Source organism: Chitinophaga filiformis, from assembly GCF_023100805.1.
GTDB lineage: Bacteria > Bacteroidota > Bacteroidia > Chitinophagales > Chitinophagaceae > Chitinophaga > Chitinophaga filiformis_B.
Genome location: NZ_CP095855.1, coordinates 1543915 through 1568311, shown reverse-complemented (window position 1 = coordinate 1568311; position 24397 = coordinate 1543915). Strand labels below are relative to the sequence as shown.

Sequence of the window (24397 nt, the reverse complement as noted above, 5' to 3'; positions counted from 1 at the left end):
TATTGGCCCTTAGTTAGAAATACAGTTTCAGTTAACTGCTAGAAATCATTTGAAATAGGTATTATTTTTCAGAGAATTCAATAATTCTTTATGTAGTTTATCTACCGTCTGAAATTTTGTTTTGTACTCCGTAAGCGATACTTCTGTTTTATGTAACTTGTTTTGCAAAAACATTACTTGTCTTCGCAAAACTTCTATTTCATCAATTTCGACATACTCAAGTAGATACTGAAGTACTATTTCAGGTGTAGCTATATTAATAAATTGAACAGGAATCTCTTTGTAATATATAGTCAAATAATGAAACTCATAATAACCCCAAGAGGCTTTCCATTCAAATTTTATGGTGTTTTTCGGGTAGAAAACAGAAGGTTTCATTCTGTCAGCTATATTATCATGTAAAGGCTGAGGTAATATAATATCCCCAGGAATCGTTTCATCTGGGTTATATTCCCTAACATAAAACGTTTTATTCTTCCGTGCTATTCCAAAATGAGTGCTACCATAATTTTTCCCATACCATTCTGGATGCATATTATATTGTTTATAGATTTTGGAGTAGAATTTCTCTTTTAATGTTCTTTATTCGTCAACTCATTCGCAATCATTTCCGCTTGCTTTAAAACCGTTTCTGTAGCCAGCATTTGCATATCCGGAGGGTAACCATATTTCCTTAAAATACGCTTCACTGCTACTTTTAGTTTGGCTTTTACACTTTCCTTGATCGTCCAGTCGATGGTAGCATTTTGACGTATAGTTTCTGTAAGCACTACGGCCAGTTCGCGAAGCTTGTCCTGTTGCATCAACTCGCGGGCGCTGTCATTATTGGCTACAGCAGTGTAAAATGCATATTCAAAGTCAGAAAGCCCCATCTGTTTCGCTTCATTGTCCATTTGAACAATATCCTTACTCAGCTTAATAAGTTCTTCAATCACTTCGGCGGCAGTAAGAATTTTATTGTGGTACTTTTTAATGGATAGTTCCAACATCTCCATTAATGTCTGGCTTTTCACCAGGTTCTTTTTAGCACGCGATTTTATTTCATCGTTCAATAACTTCTTGAGCACTTCCAATGCTATATTCTTATGTTCCATTCCCTTCAATTCCAGCATGAATTCTTCTGACAGAATAGAAATATCAGGTTTCTTTATTCCTGCTGCGTCGAATACATCAATTACCTGTTCCGATACCAGTGCCTGGTCTATTACCTGTCTAATAGTTGTTTCAATTTCTTCATCTGTTCTTCCAGATCCGGTACTGTCAAATTTTACTAGGCGGGCTTTCACAGCCTGGAAAAATGCTACTTCATCTTTAGCATCGAGAGCTTGATCATGTGGAATAGCGATGGCAAAGGCTTTGCTTAATGCGGTAACTTCATCTATGTACCGTTTTTTGCCATTCTCCAATCCCAAGATATGTTCCTCGGCAGCCAGGATAAGAGACAGCTTTCCAGAAGTATCCGTTTCAAAATAATTTTCGTAAGCAAAGCCATGGTACATTTGGGAGATTACTTCAATTTTTTCCAGCATCAGATGCACAGCCTGTTCCTGCACCGTAGCGGGATCGCCCTTACCGCCTGCATCTGCATAAAAGGAGAGCGCTCTTTTCAAATCAGCCGCTATCCCCAGGTAATCTACAATCAAACCACCGGGCTTGTCTTTGTACACGCGGTTAACCCTGGCAATGGCCTGCATCAGATTATGCCCTTTCATGGGTTTATCAATGTACAGGGTATGCATGCTTGGGGCATCGAAACCTGTGAGCCACATATCACGCACAATGACCAATTTCAGCTCATCATCAGGCTCTTTCATGCGCTCCGCAAGTCTTCTCCGCTGTTCCTTAGTAGTATGGTGTTTGGAGATTTCCGGACCGTCTGACGAAGAAGAAGTCATCACTACTTTTATCACACCTTTATTTAGATCCTCGGAATGCCATTCTGGCCTTAGTTTTATAATAGCTGAATATAGTTCTGCGGCAATTCTTCGGCTCATAGATACGATCATACCCTTTCCTTCAAAAACTGATTGTCGCTGTTCAAAGTGATTTATGATATCGTTAGCTATATTGTTGAGGCGGTTCTGGCTACCTATCAGTGCTTCTAGTTGTGTCCATTTGGCTTTAGCTTTTTGAGTTTGGCTAAGGTCTTCCTGGTCTAGATCTTCGTCCAGTTCATCTACCAGTTTTTTGCCTTCTTCGCTCAGATTTACTTTAGCCAATCGACTTTCGTAGAATATCCTTACGGTAGCGCCATCTTCAACAGCCTGTGCGATATCGTAAATGTCTACATAATTGCCAAAAACGGCAGGAGTATTGACATCTGTATTTTCAATCGGCGTTCCGGTAAAGCCAAGATAGGTGGCATTGGGTAACCCATCGCGCATGTATTTAGCAAAGCCATACACTATTTTCTTCCCTGTGACTTTACCCTGATAGTCCTTAGCGTCCACCGTTTTGGCCTTGAAGCCATATTGTGTTCGATGTGCTTCATCGGCAATAACTATAATATTCCTTCTGTTGGAAAGTAACTCATATACATTCCCCTCTTCGGGCTGAAACTTTTGAATGGTGGTAAAGACAACCCCGCCGGATGCTACTTTCAGCAACTCTTTCAGGTGATTCCGATCTTCAGCTTGTACAGGCTCCTGCCTCAATAATTGCTTGGATGCGGCAAAGGTGTCGAATAACTGGTCGTCCAGGTCATTGCGATCGGTGATCACCAGCACGGTTGGGTTGTGCATAGCCAGCACTATTTTGCCAGTATAAAACACCATGGATAACGATTTGCCACTCCCCTGCGTGTGCCATACCACCCCTCCTTTTCTGTCACCTACTGGCTGATTCTTCACACTTGGTATACCATAGCTTTCCGGAGGTTCCTCCACCAAATTGAGTGAAGACATTTCATCCTGTAAAAGCCCCGAGGCTCTTATGGTAGATTCCACTGCCCGATTCACCGCATAATATTGGTGGTAAGCAGCTAGTTTCTTAACAGTAGAAATGGTAGTGATTCCAGTAGCCGAGTCTTCCTTTTTCGATTTTTCAAAAACAATGAAATGCCTGATTAAATCGATCAAAGCTTCCTTGTTCAGCATCCCCATAATAAGCGTTTCCAATTGGCTTACCAGGTGGGAAGCTTCGGCTTTGCCATCCGCAGATTTCCAAGCCATAAATCGGCTGAAGCCGGCCGATAGTGAACCTGTGCGGGCTTCCAGTCCATCAGATATTATTATAAAACCGTTGTATGTGAATAAAGAAGGAATCGCCTTTTTATATGTTTCCATTTGCCGGAAGGCCGACTGAATGGTAGCATTTTCATCTGCTGCATTCTTCAGCTCCATCACCACCAGAGGAATACCGTTTACAAAAAGCAATACATCCGGCCGTTTATTTTGACCATTTTCTATAATGGTAAACTGGTTACTTACTACAAATTCATTATTATACGGGTTATTGAAATCAATAAGCCAAACCCTGTCGCCCCGGTCTTCGCCGTCCACCCATTTTGTAACGGGAATACCTTCGGTAAGCAGGCGATGAAAAGCCTCGTTATTAGCTATCAATTCGGGTGAAGTAATTCGTTGTATTTCACGGAGGGCTTCTTGCTGTGCATCAGGAGGAATGTAAGGATTGATCTTACGGACAGCCTGTTGCAGACGCTCTATAAGCAATACTTGTTCAAAATTGCTTCTTTCAGGTGTTTCACTATCGGGAGCAATGTCGGGGGCATAGATGTACTCGTAGCCACATCTATCCAGCAACTCAATGGCATAGGCTTCTATACTATTTTCGGTAATCCTGGTCATTCTTCGGTAGTTTCGCCTTGTGTAAAGGAATTGTATTCATTAATATATGCCTGTTTATCTACGTTAAACAGAATCTCGCTTGCTGCGTAGGAATATGTCCCCATTTGAAACTCACCAAATGCATCATCCCAAAATTCGTTAAAATCTTCTGCTTCCAAATAGTTGACAGCATTTTCCGTAGCCTCATTGGGTTGTCTCGGATTCTCATTTTCAAAACTCCGGATTAAGAAGCAGGAGATAATTTCGACTGTATTTATCAAGAATTCCCTGGTCAGAATATTTACACGGTTATTTCTTTCCCTGATTTCTGCTAAGGATCTACCATGAGACGTGATACCAATTTCATTCCTTAGCTCTCCAACTTGTTGACCAATAGTCGCCAATGCTGAAGAAATTTGATTTACCAAGTTCGTATTACTATAACCCAAAACAGAAAACGCATTTTTTAAAACTCCATTTATTGTCGAATTAGGATTTAACGTGTGACCTTTTAAAGTACAAATTTCTTTTCCGATTGTTTCCAGAAGTGATTTAGCATTTTCGAGAGAATTGCTAAAATCGGATTCGATATGCGCCTCAATCCTTAAAATAAGAATTGTTAGCTCCGACCAACGTCCATATTGCTCTATGACTTTTTTCAACTTATCCATTAGTTAGGTACCAGTCCAATTTTTAGGTTTAGTTTTACTTTAAATTCAACCGGTATTTCGCCCCAATGCTCAGCCAAAATATCTACCAATTGAGGACCATTAATTAATCCTATTCTAGGGAAGCCCTGTTCTACAGCTATATCCTTTGCCTGCTTTTGAAAATCTGCAGTGGTAATGAATGCGCCCTGGCCGCCTGCTGGAATATTGGCCCGCAACGCTTTTACTACATTGGCGTTAATTCTTGACCCTAACTTGTACCGCTTAGCCTGAACAAAAAGTTTGATTTTAGCCATATTAGCCACATTAAGTTCACCTGTGGCATCCACCCCACCATCCCCTACTTTACCTTGATGCTCAGAGCCTTCAAATCCTAAGGCATTGAGAATATGAGTTATCAGGATTTCAAACTCTTTATCGTCTAATTCAAGAATGCGATTTAATATAGATGTATAATAGTCGAATTCGATTTTTTTTTCGCTTTCTGGTACCAGTTCCGGCTTACCAATAGTACTAAAGAAGTTCTTTTTATGACTAATATAAAAAACTGTGAGGGATGACCGAATAGTATTTTGGAAAGGAACGGAAAACTGACTTCTTTGGATGGGTTCTTTGTTCCACTTTACTTTCTTGCGGTGTAAATAAGGACAGCCATCTGCACCATCGGAAAAGTAATAAGCATTTTCATCTATAATGCCATAATAAATGTACTCTGTATTTTGAGCAGGTGTAATCACATAATCGCCAGCTTTTATTTCCAAAAGAAACCTTGCTATCTGGCCTACCTGCTGCCCAACCACTACATTGCTAGTATCCTTGGGATATGTTGATTTGTATAATGGATATAGCTCATCCCGGCTTTTTATTTCAGATAAATTATATTCTACCAGCCAACCAATCGCTACATAACTACCTTCTATAAACTGTCGAGTATACGTGCCGAAATCTGCCCTTACACAATACAACTCAATATTTTCAGGAGTTATTTTTGCCATTTTAATTTATTTGAACTCTTACTTCTCCGCTCATTAACTTTGGTAACAAGGCGTCACGCAGAGCAGTGAGGGTGCGGATTTGGGTTTGATTTAAATCTTTCTTTTCCCAATACTTTGATACAATCTCAGTAAATTTCTTAACTAAAGATTGTGGCGGTAATTTAAATTCAGGTCTTTGTAAGCCATCAATTGCAAGCATGTTAACTGTTGATCCATTGGTAGCGGCAATGATTTGCTCTCTCATATTAGAACTCAGTAACAAGTAATAAATGTATTGCCTTGATAAATATGAATCTTCCTTAGGCACTAATTTATAAATATGTTGACTAAAAAGCCCTTTATTGCCAAACGAATTCGGCACAATAGCAGGAAACCCTATTAATCTGAATTCATGTCCCTGCTCTGTATTTGTTACTATGATTTCACCGGGGAATATAATATGCCGGTCTTTATATTCACCAGTGTAAAATTTTATACCTTCATATTTGTATCCTCCCCCTTCATTAACGGAATTAAGATTATGCATCGGTAACCCCTTGCCAATTTCAGCCAATCCACTTCCTTTATAGCTAAGTCCCCTAACAGTATCTGTATGTTGTTGAAGCGTCGTATCTTCCCAATCCTCCTTAGCCTCCACCTCAAACCACTGCCGGAATAGCGTTTCAGCCATTTTTTCCAGGGTAGCGTTCTGGCGATGCAGTAGTTCAATTTTGTCGTCTAAGCTGTTGAGAATAGAGGAAATGGCTTTTTGTTCTGGAAGGGAAGGTAATTGTATTTCTATACTCTTAATTTCTTCAAAATTTAAATTGGGTTGCGCTGACTGGCCCGACATATTATTTACAAATTCAACAACGTTCTGCTGACTTAGATATAAGCTGACATAAGATGGGGAAGCTATTTCTTGATTAATTCTAAGTATAGCAAGGGCTTGATTGGTATTAGCAGGCAAAATATCCTTTGGTACTATTGCATTTTTTCCTAAATAAATACCAGCCATTGAAAATAATATATCGTCTTCAGCTAATTGTGACCTTTTAAATTTTTCATGAGTCTTATTGTCTATTTGCACAATTTTCGACTTGTCAAATTTTCGATCATAACCAATAGCGTCGGATTTGATATAATTTATTCCTTTGTCAACAAAGCCAACGCCTTTTGGAGGAGTTGTTCCTTTTGTAATAAGATTTAAAATTTCTCCTAATTTATACTCCTTCCACTCATTCATTCGTCTGAATCTTTAAAAGGTTATCAGCAATAATTTTATTTAATCGTACTTCCTCTTTCAACTGCAATTCCAATTCGACTTTGAGGACATTGAAGCGTTCGTTAAAGTTGAAGTCGTCTTCCTCATCAGGTAACCCTACATAGCGCCCAGGGGTGAGTACATAATCCAGAGATCTTACCTTATCTATAAGTGCTGAGGCGCAGAAGCCGGGTATATCCTCATATTTACCCTTAGGATTACGCCAATTATGATACGTCTCGACAATTTTTTGTATGTCCTCAAGCGAAAGCTCGCGTGTACGGCGATTGATTAGATGTCCGAGGTTGCGTGCATCGATAAAAAGAATTTCCTGATTGCGGTTGCGGTACTTACCGTTCTTACGATTGCGACCCAAGAACCAGAGGGCAGCAGGTATCTGCGTATTGAGGAAGAGCTTAGCAGGCAGATTTACAATGCAATCGATTAAACCAGCTTCGACTAATGCTTTTCGAATATCTCCTTCGCCGCTCGTTTTGGAGGTAAGAGCTCCCTTGGACAGCACTACCCCCGCCTGGCCGGAAGGCGAAAGATGGTAAATGAAATGTTGCAACCAGGCAAAATTGGCATTACCTACGGGAGGCACACCGTATTGCCAGCGGCCATCGGTACGCATCAACTCGCCCCCCCAATCACTCACGTTAAATGGTGGGTTGGCTATGATGTAATCTGCTTTTAGGTCTTTATGGGCATCGTTGAGAAAAGAACCTTCGCTATTCCATTTTACCTGTGAACTGTCGATGCCTCGGATGGCCAGGTTCATCTTCGCCAGTCGCCAGGTTGTTTGGTTACTTTCCTGACCGTATATGGAAATATCGTTTACTCTCCCTTGATGGTCAGCCACAAATTTTTCAGACTGAACAAACATACCGCCAGAACCGCAACAAGGGTCAAACACGCGACCTTTATAGGGCTCCAGCATTTCTACCAATAACTCAACCACGCTACGTGGTGTATAGAACTGTCCGCCCTTCTTACCTTCAGCTAAGGCAAACTCACCCAGGAAATATTCAAATACATGTCCTAACACATCGGCACTTCGGGCTTTTACATCGCCAAGGGCAATATTACCCACCAAGTCAATCAGTTCGCCCAAACTAGTTGGGTCCAGGTTCTGGCGAGCAAATACTTTGGGCAAAACACCTTTTAATGAATTGTTTTCCTTTTCAATGGCATCCATGGCCGAATCAACGAACTTACCAATTTCTGGCAACTTAGCTTTGGAGCGGAGGAACGCCCAGCGAGCTTCCTTGGGTACAAAAAACACGTTTTCAGCCCTGTATTCGTCTTTGTCTTCAGGATCTGCGCCGTTAGCTTCATCCGCTTTCAGTTTCGCGTACAATTCCTCAAAAGCATCGGAGATATATTTTAGGAATATGAGACCTAATACAATGTGTTTGTATTCTGCAGCATCGATATTTTTACGTAGCTTATCGGCTGCTTTCCAAAGCGACGCTTCGAGCTTTCCAAGCGACTGCTTTTCTACCGGTTCTTCTGTTTTTCCTTTTTGTTTTGCCATTATAAATTAAAAATAACTTTCAAGTTATGAATTTACTCATCAAGTATAAGCTGTATAACTTCACTTTTTAGGGATCGTCGACTCAATCAACTCATGTATATCTATTTTGAACAATAAAGAAACCTGATAAAGTGTTTCAAGAGAAGGTTGATGTGTATTGGTAGCCCATTTGGATACAGTACCTTCAGTTACCCCTAATTGATCAGCTAACCACCTGTTGGTTTTATTCTTTTCAGCCAGTACAATCCTGAGCCTGTTTAAATTAACTTTCTCCTTTTTTGCCATCGTTTATTCTATAAGGTTGACTAGCAAATTATTAGGTATTTTTTAAATTATCAATATTGGTTATTAATAAGCTATTGTTGGTTATTTAATAACCAATGTTTATCTTTAAGCTCAATATGGCATTTACACTAAAACAACTTATTGACGATAGTTAGATAACTAGACTCTATTTTTGCGAACACATAAGATATTTTAAGCGTGTTTGCTTTATTCTCGATTCTGAAAACTGCGACCTTTCAAAAATCACGAGAAATAAGTAAATCGCTCACGCTATTGCGTGGGCGTTCTTATTCGTGATTTGGGGTGTCGCAGCCCTTCAGAATCGATAAGGACTAACCCACGCAATTTTATTTCACTCCCTGCAAGGTAGTCTTTACAAGTGCACCTAATTTCCCTTTGATTCAAATGCAATTATATGCATTGCTCAATACTACCTGTCAAACAAACATCTGCCTTTACTTACACAAAGCATATAAGCTTCTTAACGACATTTTCTACGCCTTTACAAGTTATTCCCCCAGGAAAGCCTCACACTCCGTTATAACTGAGTTGACTATCTTCTAATTCTCTGATTTTTTAAGCATATCCGTAATCAGCTATCATCCTCATAACTGAAACAATGCTTTATTGCCCATAGAGGCTAACCGCCCGTTTTCCACCCATACGCATTCACCTTTAAACTTTTCCAAATGAACACTCCATTAAACAAGCGAATACTATCCAATTGGCCAGCATGGCACCAACAACCTTTTAGGCTCACCTGTAATGAAATAAACAATCCTCGTCATATCCTGAAAGAATTCTTCACCTGGTATACGCTTTCAGATATCCGATTATGCCTCAAGGAATGGCTAACCGATGCGCTACGTGCAGAAGATGTGGAGGCCCTGGAATATGTCACCCTGCACGATAATATTGAAAAGCTGATTGAAGCGGCCTGGCTAATCCTTGGAAATGAATCCGTAGGGCCAATAGATACTGAAGATGATACAAAAACAGAAACACCTATCATTCCACTCACCCCTGAAGTACTGCAACCGGAAGGAGATCCGCTTGAAAGGATTATTGACATTATTGTTAAAGTAACGGAGGCTGAAAAGATATTCCTGCTGGATGCTCGGGGAAACGACAACGCTGGCCATGCTTCCCAATATGATCTACTGATTTTGCTACCCGGAAAGTCACAGCAACCACATAAAGAACTTCAGGAAACCATTGAAACTGCCTGCAAGGATATTGCTGATGTTATGATCAGTTTTTCCAAAGCAGTCGAAATTTACAGGCTGATTAGAGAAGGGCATATATTTTATTCACTGGTGTGCACTACAGAAAACATGGTGTATGATGACGGTCGGTTCCCGCTACCGATTAGCATTATTACCAATCTAGAAGTTATGAAAATCAAAGCCCAGGAAGATTTTTATAAAACATTTCGTATCGCCCGGTTATTCCTGGATGGAGCCGGTCATTTTTCACAAATACGAGTGGCAGATATTGCAGCTTTTATGCTTCACCAGGCTGCCGAGCATTGCCTTCGCGCGATTCTTTATGCTCTCACCGGTCATAACTACGTCACCCATAACCTGAGAAGGTTACTGCGCTTCACACGGCAATGCGCCCCTAAATTATATGATGCACATCCCTTCAGTACTCGAAAAGATAAAGATTTGTTCCAGCTTTTATACAAAGCCTATGTAAATGCCAGGTACAAGGATGACTTTAAAATTGAACATCTGGAGCTACAAGAATTATTCACTCTCATCCATGAACTGCATCTCAAAACTGAACAGATTTTCCAGGAAAAAATGGATTCATTAACCAATAAGTTTACCCAACATGACTGAGAATATTTTCATACGATATTTCCGCGAAAAGAACAATCTAAGCCAGGAAGCGGTCGCCAATGCTTTACACATGTCCAAGGAGCAATATGCCGAATTGGAAGCAGGCAAATCCATTCTTAAGTTTGAAACGGCTAAACACCTGGATGCCTTCTTCAAAAGCGAAACCTGTTATTTTTATATTCTTGGCTTGCAGAATCAATTAATGGCTACCCAGGACGAATTGATTGCATTATTAAAAAAGCAGGCAGTTGGGAACGGAGAATTAAGTGAGGAAGAAGCAAACAATTTAAATGCATTAGGCGAATCCAGTGAGCTTGAAAAAATACCTGAGCTTCTTTTGGAAAAAGTCGCTCAAAATCCCACCCATGTTATTCAGGAAGTCTTTAAAGTTCGGGATATTGATTCTATTCGTGATGATACCTGGAATTGGATAAAAGCAGCTATTGCCAATAATAAAAGCAGTTGCGAAGAAGAGGACGTTCGATTAACATTAATGACTTTCTATAAAGATTTACTGGTATTACTGGAAGCCCTACACTTGATAAACGAAAAAGACAAATGGGAAAATGCTATTGGAGCTACGGAATCAATGGATGCACACCCGACGGCACAATCCCAGGATCAACCTCGTGATTTGGTTTACGAACAAGTAATGAATCCGGAACAGGTACTTAAATCCTTCTTTGAAAAATATACGCTGAAACAGTTACGCTTTTTATTTTGGAACTGGTTAGATGCTGGTATTTCAAACGAAGGTGTCGGATATGACGAAGGGATTGAACGTTCTTTCCTACTGTTACTATATGAACACATCTATTGTTTGGTGGAAGCAGGTTATAATCTCAACGTAAATGCAACTCGTTCCTGATAAATCTTTAATAACCCTTAATTGTCCTTAATTGTTTTTAACTGTATCCTGAAGCGTGCGTAATTGTATCAAGATAATTTATTAGGCTAATAGCAACTACACCTTACATGAATGCCTGACCGTGTGGCATTCATGTTTTCTATCAATGTCAGTGACAATTTGCCACAAAACAAACCCAGGTTTTGATTTTAAGATTTTCTTTAAGTGGTTTATTGGTAAAAAAGTTTACACTTTTTACCGCTTTTTAGCAGTTGTTTCCGTTAGCTAATTTTGTCGAGCTAGCAATGACAAAACAGGCCTGGCATTTGATCTTATGGTACCAACTATAAATACCATATCTATGAATCATGAATTAAAGCTTATCCAGGAAAAGTTAGACACATTAATTACCAAACTGGATAAAATCCAATCGGGACTATCCTCCCTGGAAATCAATTCATCGCCACCACTTTCATTACAGGAAGCTGCAAGTTACCTGCACCTGTCTGTATCAAGGGTTTATTCTTTAGTAAATGCAGGTAGACTACAAACACTACAACATACAAAACGGGGAAGGCATCTCTTTTCTAAAGAACATTTAAACCAATATTTATATGAAAAATAAATTAAAACCCATTTCCCAAAACTCCAATACTATAGAAACGGATAGCCTATTTGAAAAAGTCAGCCTGCAACAATTGAGGGCAATCTGGAATGATGAACACCATACTTACACAGATGATGAATTAATCAAAATCAGGGACTGGCTGTATTTGGTAGCGAAGATGGTAATTGCCGTCAGCCAAAGAATGGAAAAGGAACATACACTAATTAAACAACAGCAAATACAAGAACATGAAAACACGCAAAGCTATCCTTTATGTCAGAGTGAGTACAGACGAGCAAGCTGATGGATTTAGTTTGTCCTACCAAGAAGAGCGGCTTCGTAAATATTGCGCGTTGAATAATATAGAAGTGGCAGCTTTCTATAAAGAAGACCATTCGGCCAAAACCTTTGAAAGGCCTGAATTTAAAAAATTATTGGCCTTCCTTAAAAGTAATAAGCACTCTGCCGACTTGCTGTTGTTTTTAAAATGGGACCGGTTTTCACGTAACGCCGCTGATGCCTACGGCATGATCAGTCAGTTAAACAAACTGGGAGTAGAGCCGCAGGCTATCGAACAACCATTAGACATGAATATCCCGGAGCACAAGTTTATGCTGGCTATTTACCTGGCAGCTCCGGAAGTGGAAAATGACCGGCGTTCGTTAAATATTTCGGATGGTATTCACAAGGCTATGAAAGAAGGACGATGGATGGGGCCAGCCCCGGTAGGATATAAACGTAGCCGTGATGAAAATAATAAAGCATGTATTATTCCTTCTGAAAAGGCATCCTTGGTACAGTGGGTATTTGAAGAAATGGCGACCGGTTTGCACCACATTGATCACTTAAGAATGCTGGCGCATAAAAAAGGACTGAAAACTAAACGCAGCGCTTTTCATGAAATGTTCCGTAATCCTGCATACATTGGAAAGATAAGAGTGCCAGCTTATAAAGTCGATCCTGCCATGATCGTAGAGGCTAAACATGAGCCAATTATTGCTACAAAATTGTTCTATGATGTTCAGGATATCCTGGAAGGAAAAAGAAAAAAGAACAACCAGCCAGCAAAGCATACCCAACGAGAAGAATTGCCTTTGCGTGGCTTTTTGACGTGCCCCAGGTGCAACCGCATATTAACAGGCAGCGGCTCTAAGGGTAATGGTGGGCGCTACTTCTACTACCATTGTAGAACCGGCTGCAAAGAAAGGTTTCTGGCGGCTGATGCCAATGCTTCATTTTATGGGCAGCTTACAGCTATCGCTAATAATGAGAAACTATTCAAATCAATGGAATTGATATTGAAGGAAGCGAACCAAACCGATGGGCAAGACAAGGCCACAGCCTTTAAAAAGCTAAAGCAGGAACTGGAAGTCTATCAAAAAAGATTAGAAAATGCACAACTATTAATGTTAGATGGCGGAATTGATGCTGCAGATTACAGAAATATCAAAAGTAGGATTGAACCGGAGATCGAAAGGTTAGCCAGGCAAATAGCCAGCTTTGAACAAAAAGACCCAGAGGAAGAGAAGATAAACGAATACGGCTTTTTCTTTCTGCGTCACCTCAATGTGCTGATTGATTTCGCTACGCCGGAAGAGAAGTTTCAGTTCCTTGGTTCGACCTTTCCGGAGAAGTTCCATTTTAAAGATGGAAAAGTTCGAACCAATTCTGATAACGCAATCGTTAAGGCGCTTTTCACGCCAGACGCGGCTTTCACCAAAATAAAAAACGGCAGCGAAACCTTGTTTTCGCTGCCGTCCGGTGGAGTGGAGAATACCGGAGTCGAACCGGTGACCTCTTGCATGCCATGCAAGCGCTCTAGCCAACTGAGCTAATTCCCCGCATAATGGAGTGCAAATGTATACTTTTTCCTGAAAACGTCAAATTTTCCCAAAAATTCAATTTTCCTTTAAAAAACACCCCTACCTAATCAGGGGATATACTAATCCTGTCCATTTTTGTTTCTTTACATTCCTGGAAACCATTGCAACCTATGTATACAACAAAATTTATCAGCTCAGACGACGAATTAAGACAGGTCGCTGAGCTATCCCGGCTGAATTCAGCCGGGAGCCTCACAGATGAGGTGAAAGCCGAACAGGGCTATGTATCCTGGAAATATAACTTTGAAGATCTCAAGGCGCTTCATACAATTGCACCATCTGCCATTATAAAAGATGGCGACAAAGTGATCGGCTATCTGCTGGTACTGGTAAAAGAATCGGCCGACGTATATGCGCCACTCAAAGATGCGCTGAAACTGTTTGATGGTCAGTTTTACAAGGGCAAGGCACTGATGGATTATAACGTATATTTCCTCGGACAAACCTGTATCGACAGCAACTACCGTGGCAAAGGTCTCTTAAGGCAATTGTACCAGTTCCATAAAGATAACTTCGAGTCAGTGTACGATTTTGCGCTGAGCTCTATTGCCAGGGACAATCCGAAATCATTGGCCGTACACACCAAACTGGGCTTTCGTATCCTCTTCCCGTTTAATGACGGAGAAAAAGAGTGGGATATTGTGATATGGGATTTTAACCTGGGATAACGATCTTTACACCTCATCTACACCCTGCCGCATGAAAGAAACAGCTAAGGAAAAAAACAAACTGGGCCTCTGGACAAGCACATCACTCATCGTTGGTAATATGATCGGTGCCGGTATATTCCTCGCACCGGCCGCTCTTGCCTCTTTCGGCAGTGTCAGCCTGCTGGGATGGGTGATCTCGGCCATCGGTTGTTTCTTCCTGGTAAAGGTATTCGGCAATCTCAGTAAACTCGTACCTAATGTAACCGGTGGTCCATACGCCTATACCCGCCGTGGTTTCGGCGACTATATGGGCTTTTCCATTGCCTGGGGATATTTCCTCGCGGTGTCCTGTGCCAATGCAGCTATCACCATAGGATTTGTCAGCGCATTAAGCACTTTCATTCCCATATTATCTACCAATACCTTAAGTGCCGTTGCTACGGGCCTGGGCTCCATCTGGCTACTCACCTGGGTCAGCAACAGGGGCATCAGAGCTTCCGGTTCTGTGCAAATGGCCACTACCATACTAAAGCTGATACCTTTGTTACTGGTGGCCTTTGGAGGACTGTTCTTCATCAAAGCGGCCAACTTTCCCGCATTCAATAGTACCGGTACCTCCCTTTTCACCGCCCTTTCCAATACAGTGACCTTCACTATGTTCGCCTATGTTGGTATTGAATCTGCCACGATTCCGGCTGAGAAAGTGCAAAATCCACAGCAAACTATTCCAAAGGCTACCCTGCTGGGATTATTGATAGTGACAGTAGTTTATGTTTTAGGCACTGTCAGCGTGATGGGCATCATTCCAGCGGCACAACTGAGAAAAACGGTCACACCTTTCGCCGATGCAGCCGTTATTATGTGGGGCAATAATGCCCGCTACTGGGTGAGCGCAGGAGTAGCTATAGCCGCCTTCGGAGCGCTGAACGGCTGGATGCTGGTACAGGGGCAACTGCCTTACGCCATCGCAAAGGACAACCTGTTCCCGCAGATATTCAGCAAAGAAAATAAAAGAGGTGTGCCTTATGTAGGCACACTGTTCAGCAGTGTTCTGATCTCCATTCTCATGGCAATGAACTACACTAAAGGATTAGTGGAGCGATTCAAATTCCTGGTCTTATTGTCAACCTTGTCTGTCCTGATCCCCTATCTCTTTTCAACGGCCTCCTATTTCATACTGAAGATCAAAAACGGCCCACTTAAAACCAGTGAGTTGCTGCAATGCATTTTATTATTCGCCGTTTCGTTCAGCTATGTACTTTGGGCAATTGCCAGCGCGGGCCAGCAAACTATTTACTATGGCTTCCTCCTGCAAATGATCGGGATACCTTTGTACTTATGGATGGCGGCCAAAAAAGAAAACTCCTCATTCCGGTAGCGGAAACAAGATCTTCGGATTACTTCACGCTGGCAGATGCAGTTTGGTGAAGATACCTGTTCAACTAAATATCAATTATAACACAGATAAGAACGGGCTGTGTCGTCAAAATTCGATACAGCCCTTTTTCATTGCTCACCTGGTGAGTATCATTTATGTGCTCCTCAGCAAATTCATTCAACTTATGCATTCTCTTTTGTGCTAAAAAAAACAGTCCCGCATAAATGATGCGAGACTTTTGATCTAATTCAGGATTGTTTAATTTGAGGTTGAACATACAATACTCTACAACTTGTTCTTACAATTTTACCAGTTGATGTTGCTCATTTGAACACTGTGTTAATTGCTGGTACAAAATTCATAAAAACCATTTCCTGTTCAAATGATCTAAGACAAGAAAGCCACTTGACATTTATCAAGTGGCTTTCCCGACTATATAATGACCCTGTTCAGATTACCATCCAATACCGTAATCCTCTCCATGGTTACTGCTTCCGCCCCAAAGAGAGCCATGCTTACTATCCAGCAAAATAGCATTTACCGGACCGCTTGTGCGCTCACCGAAAGTGGTGATATATCCCATTTTCTTCAATGTTTCTCTTACTGATTCCGGCGTATTGTTATTCAGCAATATACTACCGGGATGCGGCATACGTTCTTTTATGCTGGTGCCTCCCAATGAAAGCCACAGCTGATTGGTATTAATATTGGCAGCTTCTGTTGCCTGTTGTACTGTCATACCAAATTCCACTACATCCAGGAAGAACTGCAACAGGTTCTGATCCTGCGTATCGCCACCCTGCACTGCAAAAGAGAGGTATGGTTTACCATCTTTCAATGCCATAGACGGCGTCAGCGTTACTCTTGGTCGTTTACCGGGTGCTATTACATTGAATGGACATAAAGCGCTGTCGAGTACAAAGCTTTGTAAACGCTGGCTCATGCCCACCCCTGTGTGGCCCGCAATACATGCCGGCGTCCATCCGCCACTTGGCGTTACAGATACTACCCAGCCTTCCTCATCTGCGGCTTCCACGCTGGTGGTTCCTCTCCATAAACGGTCCATATACAGGCTGTCTGCATCATTGGCAGCATACATCCTGTCAGTAGCCGGCACATTCAGCAGACCTGCAGCATCATGCTTCGGCACAAAGCCTTCCGGCTTTTTCTGTGCAGACGTGTCTGTCAGCGCACTGCGCTGCTTTAATAACCTCAGGTAAGGATTCGTTTTGCCCTCAAAAGGATAAGGGTCGCCGGGAGCAGCCGCAGCATCATTATGATCAGGGTTGATCTGTTTCGCCCTTTCCTTTGCATAGGCTTTGCTCAACAGTCCCTCGATCGGCGTCTTAGGGGTGAAATAAGGATCTCCATAATAAAAATCCCTGTCGGCAAAGGTCAGGTTCATGGTCTGGTACAGGGTATGTATATATTGAGCGGAATTGTATCCCATTCCTTTCAGATCAAAATTCTCCAGGATATTCAGGCTTTGCAGCAACATCGGCCCCTGTGTCCAAGATTGAAGTTTGTATACTTCTATTCCCTTATAATTTACATGCAGCGGCTCCTCTTCTATCGGTTTCCACTTTGCCAGGTCCTGCTCTGTGATCAGCCCTCCCTGTTCCTTACAGCCGCGTACAAATTCCTTCGCAATATCGCCTTTGTAAAAGCGATCGTAAGCAGCCATAATAGCCTCTTTACGGGATTTTTTATTCTTCAGCGCCATTTGCTCTGCCTCTACCATTTTCGTGAGCGTAGCCAGCAGGTCTTTCTGTACAAAGATCTCCCCTGCTTCCGGCGCCTCCCTTTTTTCACCCGGATGGGTCAGGAACACCGCTTTGCTGTAAGGCCATTGTTTCAGGCGGTCCTTGCTTCTTTCCATGCTGTTGGCCGTCTGCGCCTCGATAGGGTAACCGGCGGCCATTTCCATAGCCGGCGCCAGCACCTCTTTCAGGCTCAGGGTACCGTATTCAGCCAGCATATAGCACAGGCCTCCGGGCGTACCGGGTGTTACCGCCGCCAGCGGGCCGTATTCAGGAGGGAAACCGTATCCCTTACTTTTAAAGAATTCCACGGTAGCCCCGGTAGGCGCAACGCCCAGGGCATTGATCGCAATAACTTTTTTGGTTTTAGGATTGTAAATAAGGGCTTGCGTCTCCCCTCCCCAACTTAACACATCCCACATGGTACAGGTGGCTGCCAGCATGGCACAGGCCGCATCCACGGCATTTCCGCCTTTCTGGAATATCATCGAGCCTGCTGTGGCTGCCAGGGGTTTACCGGTCACCGCCATCCAGTGTTTGCCATGTAAGGGAGGTTTTTGAGTTTGCTGTGCTCTCGTTGCCAGTCCCAGGAAAATAAGGGCGGCAAGAAAAAATAGACGTCTCATAAAATAATATGCGATTTAGAAATGTTATTATTCTGGTCATCGACAAAATAGTAAAATCGGCGGTATACATGGAAAATATGGGATGAACTTTGCTACCACTCCGTTGTTATAGTAAAGGTGCCCACGTAAATACATTGATTATGCCTGGCGCACTTATTCCACGACATAATAAATCTGTCTTTTATGAACGCAACAAGATTCTGGGAAATCATTGAAACCGCGTGGACAACAGATAGATATTTATTCAATTTAAGAGAAACAGCGCTTACGACCAATGATCCCATTTTAATCAGGCAGCTTGGCAATATCGTTTCCAACGACATTGCCAGCCATATCAGGCAACAGCTTCTTTATATGGATGAGCGGGAGCTGACCAGGTTCAATCACGTCATGGAAGAAAAGCTCTTCCACATAGACCGTGAAGAGATCCATGAACGTGTGAACGGATCTGATGAGGGCTTCCTTCACCGACGATGCTTTATAGTCGGTATGGGAGAACGGTATTATAATATGATTGACGAAAATCCAGCCACAGCCACTATGAACGTGTCCGCAGGGGACATCGGATTCATTGGCTACAGCGTATATGAGGAACAATTCGGCGAAGAATTTGAACGATATTGCCTCCATTGTATTGAATCCGGCTCCAATTCGAGGGGCTGGTAACAGAAAGGGCCGCACTGATCTGCGGCCCTTTTTTACACTATTTTTTTCAGCAGTCCCCGGGTCCGGCCCTCCCGGGCAGGTCATCATTCCTGAGAGCCCGCTGTGCTACATATAAAACTGTTCGGAAATTATCTTTCCATCTTTTGTTGTATATACACATAGCTCCTGCATCTTCATTCTGTCTCTTCCTTTCATGGTTATATCCATCATCAGTACAAAGGCAAATGAATTTCCTGCAATCAATGGTGCAGAAACATCTATTCCATGTACAGCCTCTACCATGGACATAAATTTGTTTCCCTTTTCAAAGATCTTGTCAAGGCCCTTTGTTTCCTTTGCAAATTCAGGTGTATCCTCTGGTTCGATGCTGATAGCATCCTGGGCAAAAAATTCTTTCTGTGCAGCTTCGAATTCTCCTTTTTTGCAGAGCTCTGCAAGGCGGGTTGCAATTTCTTGTGTTGTCATAATGCTGGTGGATTTTGGAGTTTGAATTAAATTAACATATTACAGGCGTCATTGTTGTGTTATTGTTCCTTACTTCACAAAAGACAGCTTATACGCTCCTTGTTCTCTCCGTCTTCTCCGCTTCTTCTCTTCCTGCTCTCTCCCATCAAATACCAGACCGTTCCCTCACCAGTTGCCAACACAGGCTGGTAAGACATTTCAACGACATAGGCTCTTTACACCTTCACTTAATCCCGGACCGTTCCTTCATCACAATGCCAGCAAAACCTGGTAATATATTCCAACGACATACTCTCCTCAGACCGTTCCCCACCACAATGCCAACATAGGCTGGTAAGATATTCAACGACATACTCTCTCTTTACGCCTTCACTTGATCCCAGACCGTTCCTTCGCCACTATGCCAGCATAGCCTGGTAATATATTCCAGCACAGGCCTGATGAAATATTTCAACGACATACTCCTGTTCGCACATTCACCTTCAGATATATCAACGCAGTTCCCCAACTGAAGCAATCCTTCTTTTAATTGTATTGTTGACATCTTTAGCTGCGATGACCCTCCGGAAAACAACTCATTATGCCAGCAGGCATATCTCCCATTGTGCGCTTTTTCTGATGGATAGTATATTCCGGCATCACAAAAAACAATATCAGCTTCCGGGCCCTGTGAAAAGAGGAGGCTGCTGGCGCTTTACAGTAAAGCATACATAAAAACTGCCTGCGAAGACGCAATAAAAAAAAGCCGCATCTATCTGAAGTATCATCGCAGTACCGGGACATATATTTGGGTAGTAACCTGAATTTATACAACCAGAATTATTACAGTCACCGGTTAAATGCCTGAACATGACCTCCAGCTTATATCCCCCCGCGCTACATTTCGGGATACCTGAAAAAATGCAGCCACATGTCCGGGTGTCCGAGAGCCTGCCGGACAGATATCAGCAATACCGGATCGCACAGTCAACAAATTCCACCTACGTAGAAGCACCTTTCGGCAGTTACATCACCCAGGAGATCAGAGATCCTGACTGGATTATCAGCTGGCAACAATGCTTTGTAAAGGAAAAGATCAGATTGCGTCCCTCCGTTACACAACCCATGCTTGCAATGTGTTGCATCCTGCAGGGCAATATCTCCTGCCGTTTGCAGGGAAAAGGGAAATTAATGCTGATAGAAAAAGAATTCGGTATCTATTACCTCCCTGCTAATTCCCAGAATATCGCAGACCTGCGCCCGGGATATTATGAAATGATTTGTATTTCTTTTTCGCCCTCCTTCTTCCGGAAGTTCATCGCGCATCATCCCTCCTTTGAGGAGATCTACCAGCAGCAACAACGGCAGGCCCGCAGGGCAGCCCTCTTACCTGCCATCAGGATGGATGTGTCAGACCTGAAAGTATTGCATGAAATGCGCCAGTCGCCCGAGGGAGACCAGGCGCTGAAGCCTTACCTGGAAGCAAGGCTGAATGAGTTGCTATCCCTGTATTTCAGCGCGCTCACGCCCAAGTACCTGCAGAACGGCGATCAGGCCCAGAAGCTACGCCAGATATGCATCTACATCCAGAATCATTACCACCAGCCATTGAGCATAGCAGAACTGAGTAAGCAGGCCGGTATGCATATCAATACATTTGAGCGGGCTTTCAAGGAACTGCTCAGCGTTTCTCCACGCGGATATATTGAACACCTGCGCTTAAAAAAAGCAGCCTCCCTTCTGTCGCAGACTACGCTCAGTATTAAAGAGATCAGCTACAGCACCGGATACCGGGGCGCCAATTATTTCACCGCTGTTTTCCGCAAGCGCTACCGTTGTTCTCCCAGAGAATATCGGAAAAACCGCTTAACTTGACGGAAAATGCTGATAGATGGACGCACAATTAACGGACAGGCTTATTGATATCAGAAGACAAATCCATGCGCAACCGGAGTTAGGCTACGAAGAAGAACATACTTCCGGCCTGGTAAAACAGGAACTGGACCTGCTGGGAATAGATTACATCTCCAATATTGCGGGCACAGGCGTTATTGCCTCCCTGACCCGGGGCAAGGGGCCCTGTGTAGCCATCCGTGCAGACATGGATGCCTTGCCCATGCAAGAGGAAACAGGCCTGCCCTTTGCCTCAAAGGTGAGCGGAAAAATGCATGCCTGCGGTCACGATCTGCATACTACCATGCTCATAGGCGCAGCAGCGCTGTTAAAACAAACAGATTTCCAGGGAACAATAAAACTGCTCTTTCAACCTTCGGAAGAGGGCCCCAGCACTGACCCGGAGAAAAAGAGCGGTGCACGCCGCTTTGTGGAAGCCGGTCACCTGGACGATGTGCAGGCAGCCCTCGGCCTGCATGTAGATCCATCTCTTCCCGTAGGACAGATCTCTTATGCCATTGGCCCTGCCCTGGCATGCACGGGCTTCTTTACAATAGAAGTGAAAGGCAGGGCGGCGCATGCGGGCGCTTCCCCTCAGTTGGGCATTGATGCGGTGGTGATTGCATCTCAACTGGTACAGGCCGCACAAACTATTGTGTCCAGGCATACCCCTCCAATGGAAACTGCCGTATTGTCCTTTACCAGGATCAACGGGGGTGTTGCACCCAATGTAATTGCCGATAGGGTTGTGCTGGAAGGAACGATCCGGGCACTGAACCTGGATGTTTACGAAGAAGTGATCAGTCGCCTCAGGAAGCTCGGTGAAGGGCTGGGTCTTATTCATCAGACCGATATCATTTTTGATCTCTATTTCAGCATTCCCAGCGTACTCAATAACGGGGAGGTGCATGGAAAGTTGCAGCGTAGCCTGCATAGTGTGTTCGGGCAGCAGAATGCCCTGGAAAAAGTGCCCTTGCTGGCGGGCGAGGATTTCTGTTACTATTCCCGGAAAGTGCCTTCCATGTTTTACCTGTTGGGCGCCCAGGACCCTACATCTCCGGGCTACTATCTCCACCATCCAAAAGTGATCTTCAATGAACAATGTCTCCCCCTGGGAGCATCCTTCCTGGCCAGGGGCGCTGTAGAGCTCCTCGAAGGCTTCCGCTAATTGTTGTAACTTGCGGCCTTATTTGATCGAAACAGGATGGAGAAGAAACATTTAGGAAAGGGAGATACGGCATTTATGGCGGCTTGTACAGGACTTATTGTTGCCAACATTTACTATTGCCAGCCTTTAATTGTTCTCATTTCAAAAGAATGGGGCTTACATGAAAGCGTAGCCGGCAGGGTTACCTATCTTACCCAGATCGGATATGCGCTCGGGCTGTTACTGATCGTTCCCATGGGAGATATCCTGGAACGAAGGAAACAGATCCTGTTCAGTACCGGGTGTTCTGTACTGGCATTGTTGCTGGCAGCAACTGCCCCTAATTTCCTCACCTTACAGATCGCCAGTGTGCTCATTGGCGTTTCCTCCATCGTTCCACAACTGATCCTGCCCCTGGCCGCCCATCTGACATCCGACCATAAGCGGGGCAGTACTATTGGTACCATTATGGCAGGTTTACTGGTCGGTATTCTGGCCTCCCGCAGTCTTAGCGGAACCGTCGGGTCTTTATATGGCTGGCGGGCCATGTACTATATCGCCGCAGGGGTATGCCTGGTCCTGCTGGTATTGATGCGCCTGCGTTTTCCAAAGAGCCAGCCGTCTTTCAATGGGCATTACGGGCACCTCATGAAGTCTGTGGCACATTATGCCATGACACAGCCATTACTCAGGCAGGCTGCCATCACCAATGCCTTGTCGTTTGCAGTAGTAAGTGCCTTCTGGGTTACCATGGTGCTTTTCCTGTCCCAACCACCTTTCGGGTTTAAATCTTTCGAGATCGGCCTGTTCGGCATTGCAGGCGCCGCAGGCGCACTTGCCGCACCGCTTATAGGAAAGATCAGTGATGGCAGGGATCCGGGGAATAACATCATCATAGGGTTGGTCTGCGAGTTGTTAAGCTTTATAGGATTCTACTTTACCGGCAGCAGCATATTTCTCATACTGGCCGGCATCATTATACTGGATGTGGGACACCAGTCCGTCCAGGTTACCAATCAAACCATCATCTACTCCATCCTTCCTGAGGCGAGGAACCGTTTTAATACCGTTTTTATGACCTCCACTTTTATAGGTGGCGCTACTGGGTCTGCCTTCGGACTGTTCCTCTGGAATCTGGGGAATTGGCCGGCAGTATGTGCAGGCTGTAGCGGGGTTATCCTGGTAAACATTTTCCTCTTCTTCAGAAATAAGGCAAAAACCGCCCGCAAGGCGGAGCTTGCCGTTCAAAAGGCCTGAAAAGATTAGCGTTGGCCAATCAGGGTTCGCGCCTGTATTGGTTGAACTATGTCTGATGTAAGCTGGCCAGGGATCGACCTGGTCCTGGTTGACTATGTCTTTACAGCGCGTCATCGCCATGCCACACCACACACCCTTTTACGTTCTGTAAAAACGTATGCCCTCCCGGAATTATCGCCGGGAGGGCGTCTTTTTTAAAGATCATCCGGATGTATTGATCCTCCTTCCAGTGTTTGGTGAACTACCGCTTAGTCTCCGGTCTGATACCTATACTATAATGTCACCAAAAGGGCATCTAAAGGGTACTTATATATCGATTGGATATTGAGGTGACCTCTAAATATCGTTTTAATGTAATATTGATATAGGTATTAAAGCCCGACTAATACGGAACTGTACACTTGTCATATACCTTAAAGCGCCTTCGGCAACCACCCAACATCCGGCAGTTTAAACTGAGCTGCCGGCCATCCGGGGATACATGCATTACCGCTGGTCTTCTGACAATGACCGGGCAGGACCGGATGGCTTCCGGATCGGGCGGTTGCCCCGCCTGTTAAGGCCGGCAGTTAAGGGTTTGAATAACAATTAAAAAAACTGGCCGGTACGATTTTTTTAATAAATAAAAAAACAATACCTTCGCAATCCTTTTCCCAACATTTGCATGTTGGGGAATGAAGTTCTTATAAATATTGCTGCGGGTGTGGTGAAATTGGTAGACACGCCAGACTTAGGATCTGGTGCTTCACGGCATGTAGGTTCGAGTCCTATCACCCGCACTTTTTTGACGCTTAATGCCCGATGCTGACCGCTTAACGCAGACTCTGCCTCAGCATTAAGCGTTTTTTTTATCCGGCAATCCGCGGTACCCGGCTTCAAATA

Annotated in this window: 19 protein-coding genes, 2 tRNA genes and 1 pseudogene; 12 read left to right on the top strand and 10 right to left on the bottom strand. The window is 43.5% G+C overall.

Going from position 1 to position 24397, the window contains the following annotated elements:
* Positions 1-45: 45 nt before the first annotated feature.
* Genes MYF79_RS06575 through MYF79_RS06545 form a run of 7 tightly spaced genes read right to left on the bottom strand, consistent with a single transcriptional unit; the run spans position 46 to position 8513 of the window.
* Complete coding sequence (locus MYF79_RS06575) at positions 46-534, bottom strand: hypothetical protein (protein WP_247813113.1); 489 nt, start codon at positions 532-534, stop codon at positions 46-48.
* A 38-nt stretch (positions 535-572) separates the two neighbouring features.
* Complete coding sequence (locus MYF79_RS06570) at positions 573-3806, bottom strand: type I restriction endonuclease subunit R (RefSeq protein WP_247813112.1); 3234 nt, start codon at positions 3804-3806, stop codon at positions 573-575.
* The gene (locus tag MYF79_RS06565; RefSeq protein ID WP_247813111.1) at positions 3803-4447 is read right to left on the bottom strand and encodes an abortive infection family protein; all 645 of its coding nucleotides are present in this window, start codon (positions 4445-4447) and stop codon (positions 3803-3805) included. The genes MYF79_RS06570 and MYF79_RS06565 overlap by 4 nt, the downstream gene beginning before the upstream one ends.
* Positions 4448-4455: 8 nt before the next feature.
* On the bottom strand, positions 4456-5448 hold the full coding sequence (locus tag MYF79_RS06560; protein WP_247813110.1) for a restriction endonuclease: 993 nt from the start codon (positions 5446-5448) through the stop codon (positions 4456-4458).
* A gap of 1 nt (position 5449) precedes the next feature.
* Positions 5450-6673 carry a restriction endonuclease subunit S gene (locus MYF79_RS06555; protein ID WP_247813109.1) on the bottom strand — a complete coding sequence of 408 codons (1224 nt, stop codon included), beginning with the start codon at positions 6671-6673 and terminating at the stop codon, positions 5450-5452.
* Positions 6666-8228, bottom strand: coding sequence for a type I restriction-modification system subunit M (locus MYF79_RS06550; protein WP_247813108.1), 1563 nt, complete (start codon positions 8226-8228; stop codon positions 6666-6668). Before MYF79_RS06550 ends, MYF79_RS06555 begins: the two co-directional genes overlap by 8 nt.
* Before the next feature lie 60 nt (positions 8229-8288).
* Complete coding sequence (locus MYF79_RS06545) at positions 8289-8513, bottom strand: helix-turn-helix transcriptional regulator (protein ID WP_247813107.1); 225 nt, start codon at positions 8511-8513, stop codon at positions 8289-8291.
* 689 nt (positions 8514-9202) lie between these two features.
* On the opposite strand from MYF79_RS06545, the gene MYF79_RS06540 reads away from it, so the two are divergent.
* The 5 genes and pseudogenes from MYF79_RS06540 to MYF79_RS32490 form a co-directional block, all read left to right on the top strand.
* Entirely contained in the window at positions 9203-10357 is a 1155-nt protein-coding gene (locus MYF79_RS06540; protein WP_247813106.1) for a HEPN domain-containing protein, read from the top strand.
* Positions 10350-11225 carry a helix-turn-helix domain-containing protein gene (locus MYF79_RS06535; protein WP_247813105.1) on the top strand — a complete coding sequence of 292 codons (876 nt, stop codon included), beginning with the start codon at positions 10350-10352 and terminating at the stop codon, positions 11223-11225. Before MYF79_RS06540 ends, MYF79_RS06535 begins: the two co-directional genes overlap by 8 nt.
* Before the next feature lie 340 nt (positions 11226-11565).
* Complete coding sequence (locus tag MYF79_RS06530) at positions 11566-11829, top strand: helix-turn-helix domain-containing protein (protein ID WP_247813104.1); 264 nt, start codon at positions 11566-11568, stop codon at positions 11827-11829.
* The gene (locus MYF79_RS06525; protein ID WP_247813103.1) at positions 11819-12115 is read left to right on the top strand and encodes a hypothetical protein; all 297 of its coding nucleotides are present in this window, start codon (positions 11819-11821) and stop codon (positions 12113-12115) included. Before MYF79_RS06530 ends, MYF79_RS06525 begins: the two co-directional genes overlap by 11 nt.
* Positions 12060-12791, top strand: a pseudogene (locus MYF79_RS32490) (recombinase family protein); the annotation flags it as partial. The gene MYF79_RS06525 and the pseudogene MYF79_RS32490, both read left to right, overlap by 56 nt.
* A 787-nt stretch (positions 12792-13578) precedes the next feature.
* Here MYF79_RS32490 and MYF79_RS06520 read toward each other — a convergent pair.
* A tRNA-Ala gene (locus MYF79_RS06520) sits at positions 13579-13652 on the bottom strand.
* 152 nt (positions 13653-13804) lie between these two features.
* Between MYF79_RS06520 and MYF79_RS06515 the strand changes: the two genes are divergently transcribed.
* Positions 13805-14362, top strand: coding sequence for a GNAT family N-acetyltransferase (locus MYF79_RS06515; RefSeq protein ID WP_247813102.1), 558 nt, complete (start codon positions 13805-13807; stop codon positions 14360-14362).
* A gap of 31 nt (positions 14363-14393) precedes the next feature.
* Positions 14394-15722, top strand: a complete 1329-nt coding sequence (locus tag MYF79_RS06510) for an amino acid permease (protein WP_247813101.1) — start codon at positions 14394-14396, stop codon at positions 15720-15722.
* Positions 15723-16176: 454 nt separating this feature from the next.
* Here MYF79_RS06510 and MYF79_RS06505 read toward each other — a convergent pair whose 3' ends face one another.
* Positions 16177-18108 carry a gamma-glutamyltransferase family protein gene (locus MYF79_RS06505; protein ID WP_247813100.1) on the bottom strand — a complete coding sequence of 644 codons (1932 nt, stop codon included), beginning with the start codon at positions 18106-18108 and terminating at the stop codon, positions 16177-16179.
* Between the two features lie 183 nt (positions 18109-18291).
* Between MYF79_RS06505 and MYF79_RS06500 the strand changes: the two genes are divergently transcribed.
* Positions 18292-18774 carry a DUF4240 domain-containing protein gene (locus tag MYF79_RS06500; protein WP_247813099.1) on the top strand — a complete coding sequence of 161 codons (483 nt, stop codon included), beginning with the start codon at positions 18292-18294 and terminating at the stop codon, positions 18772-18774.
* Between the two features lie 105 nt (positions 18775-18879).
* On the opposite strand, the gene MYF79_RS06495 is transcribed toward MYF79_RS06500, so the two are convergent.
* Positions 18880-19239 (bottom strand): SnoaL-like domain-containing protein, encoded by a 360-nt coding sequence (locus MYF79_RS06495; protein ID WP_247813098.1) that lies wholly within the window; start codon positions 19237-19239, stop codon positions 18880-18882.
* 849 nt (positions 19240-20088) lie between these two features.
* On the opposite strand from MYF79_RS06495, the gene MYF79_RS06490 reads away from it, so the two are divergent.
* From MYF79_RS06490 to MYF79_RS06475, 4 genes are all read left to right on the top strand, one after another.
* Positions 20089-21093 (top strand): helix-turn-helix domain-containing protein, encoded by a 1005-nt coding sequence (locus MYF79_RS06490; RefSeq protein ID WP_247813097.1) that lies wholly within the window; start codon positions 20089-20091, stop codon positions 21091-21093.
* Positions 21094-21109: 16 nt separating this feature from the next.
* On the top strand, positions 21110-22279 hold the full coding sequence (locus MYF79_RS06485; RefSeq protein ID WP_247813096.1) for a M20 family metallopeptidase: 1170 nt from the start codon (positions 21110-21112) through the stop codon (positions 22277-22279).
* Positions 22280-22315: 36 nt separating this feature from the next.
* Positions 22316-23515, top strand: a complete 1200-nt coding sequence (locus MYF79_RS06480; protein ID WP_247813095.1) for an MFS transporter — start codon at positions 22316-22318, stop codon at positions 23513-23515.
* 697 nt (positions 23516-24212) lie between these two features.
* Positions 24213-24294: transfer RNA gene (locus MYF79_RS06475), tRNA-Leu, on the top strand.
* The last annotated feature ends 103 nt before the right edge of the window (positions 24295-24397 follow it).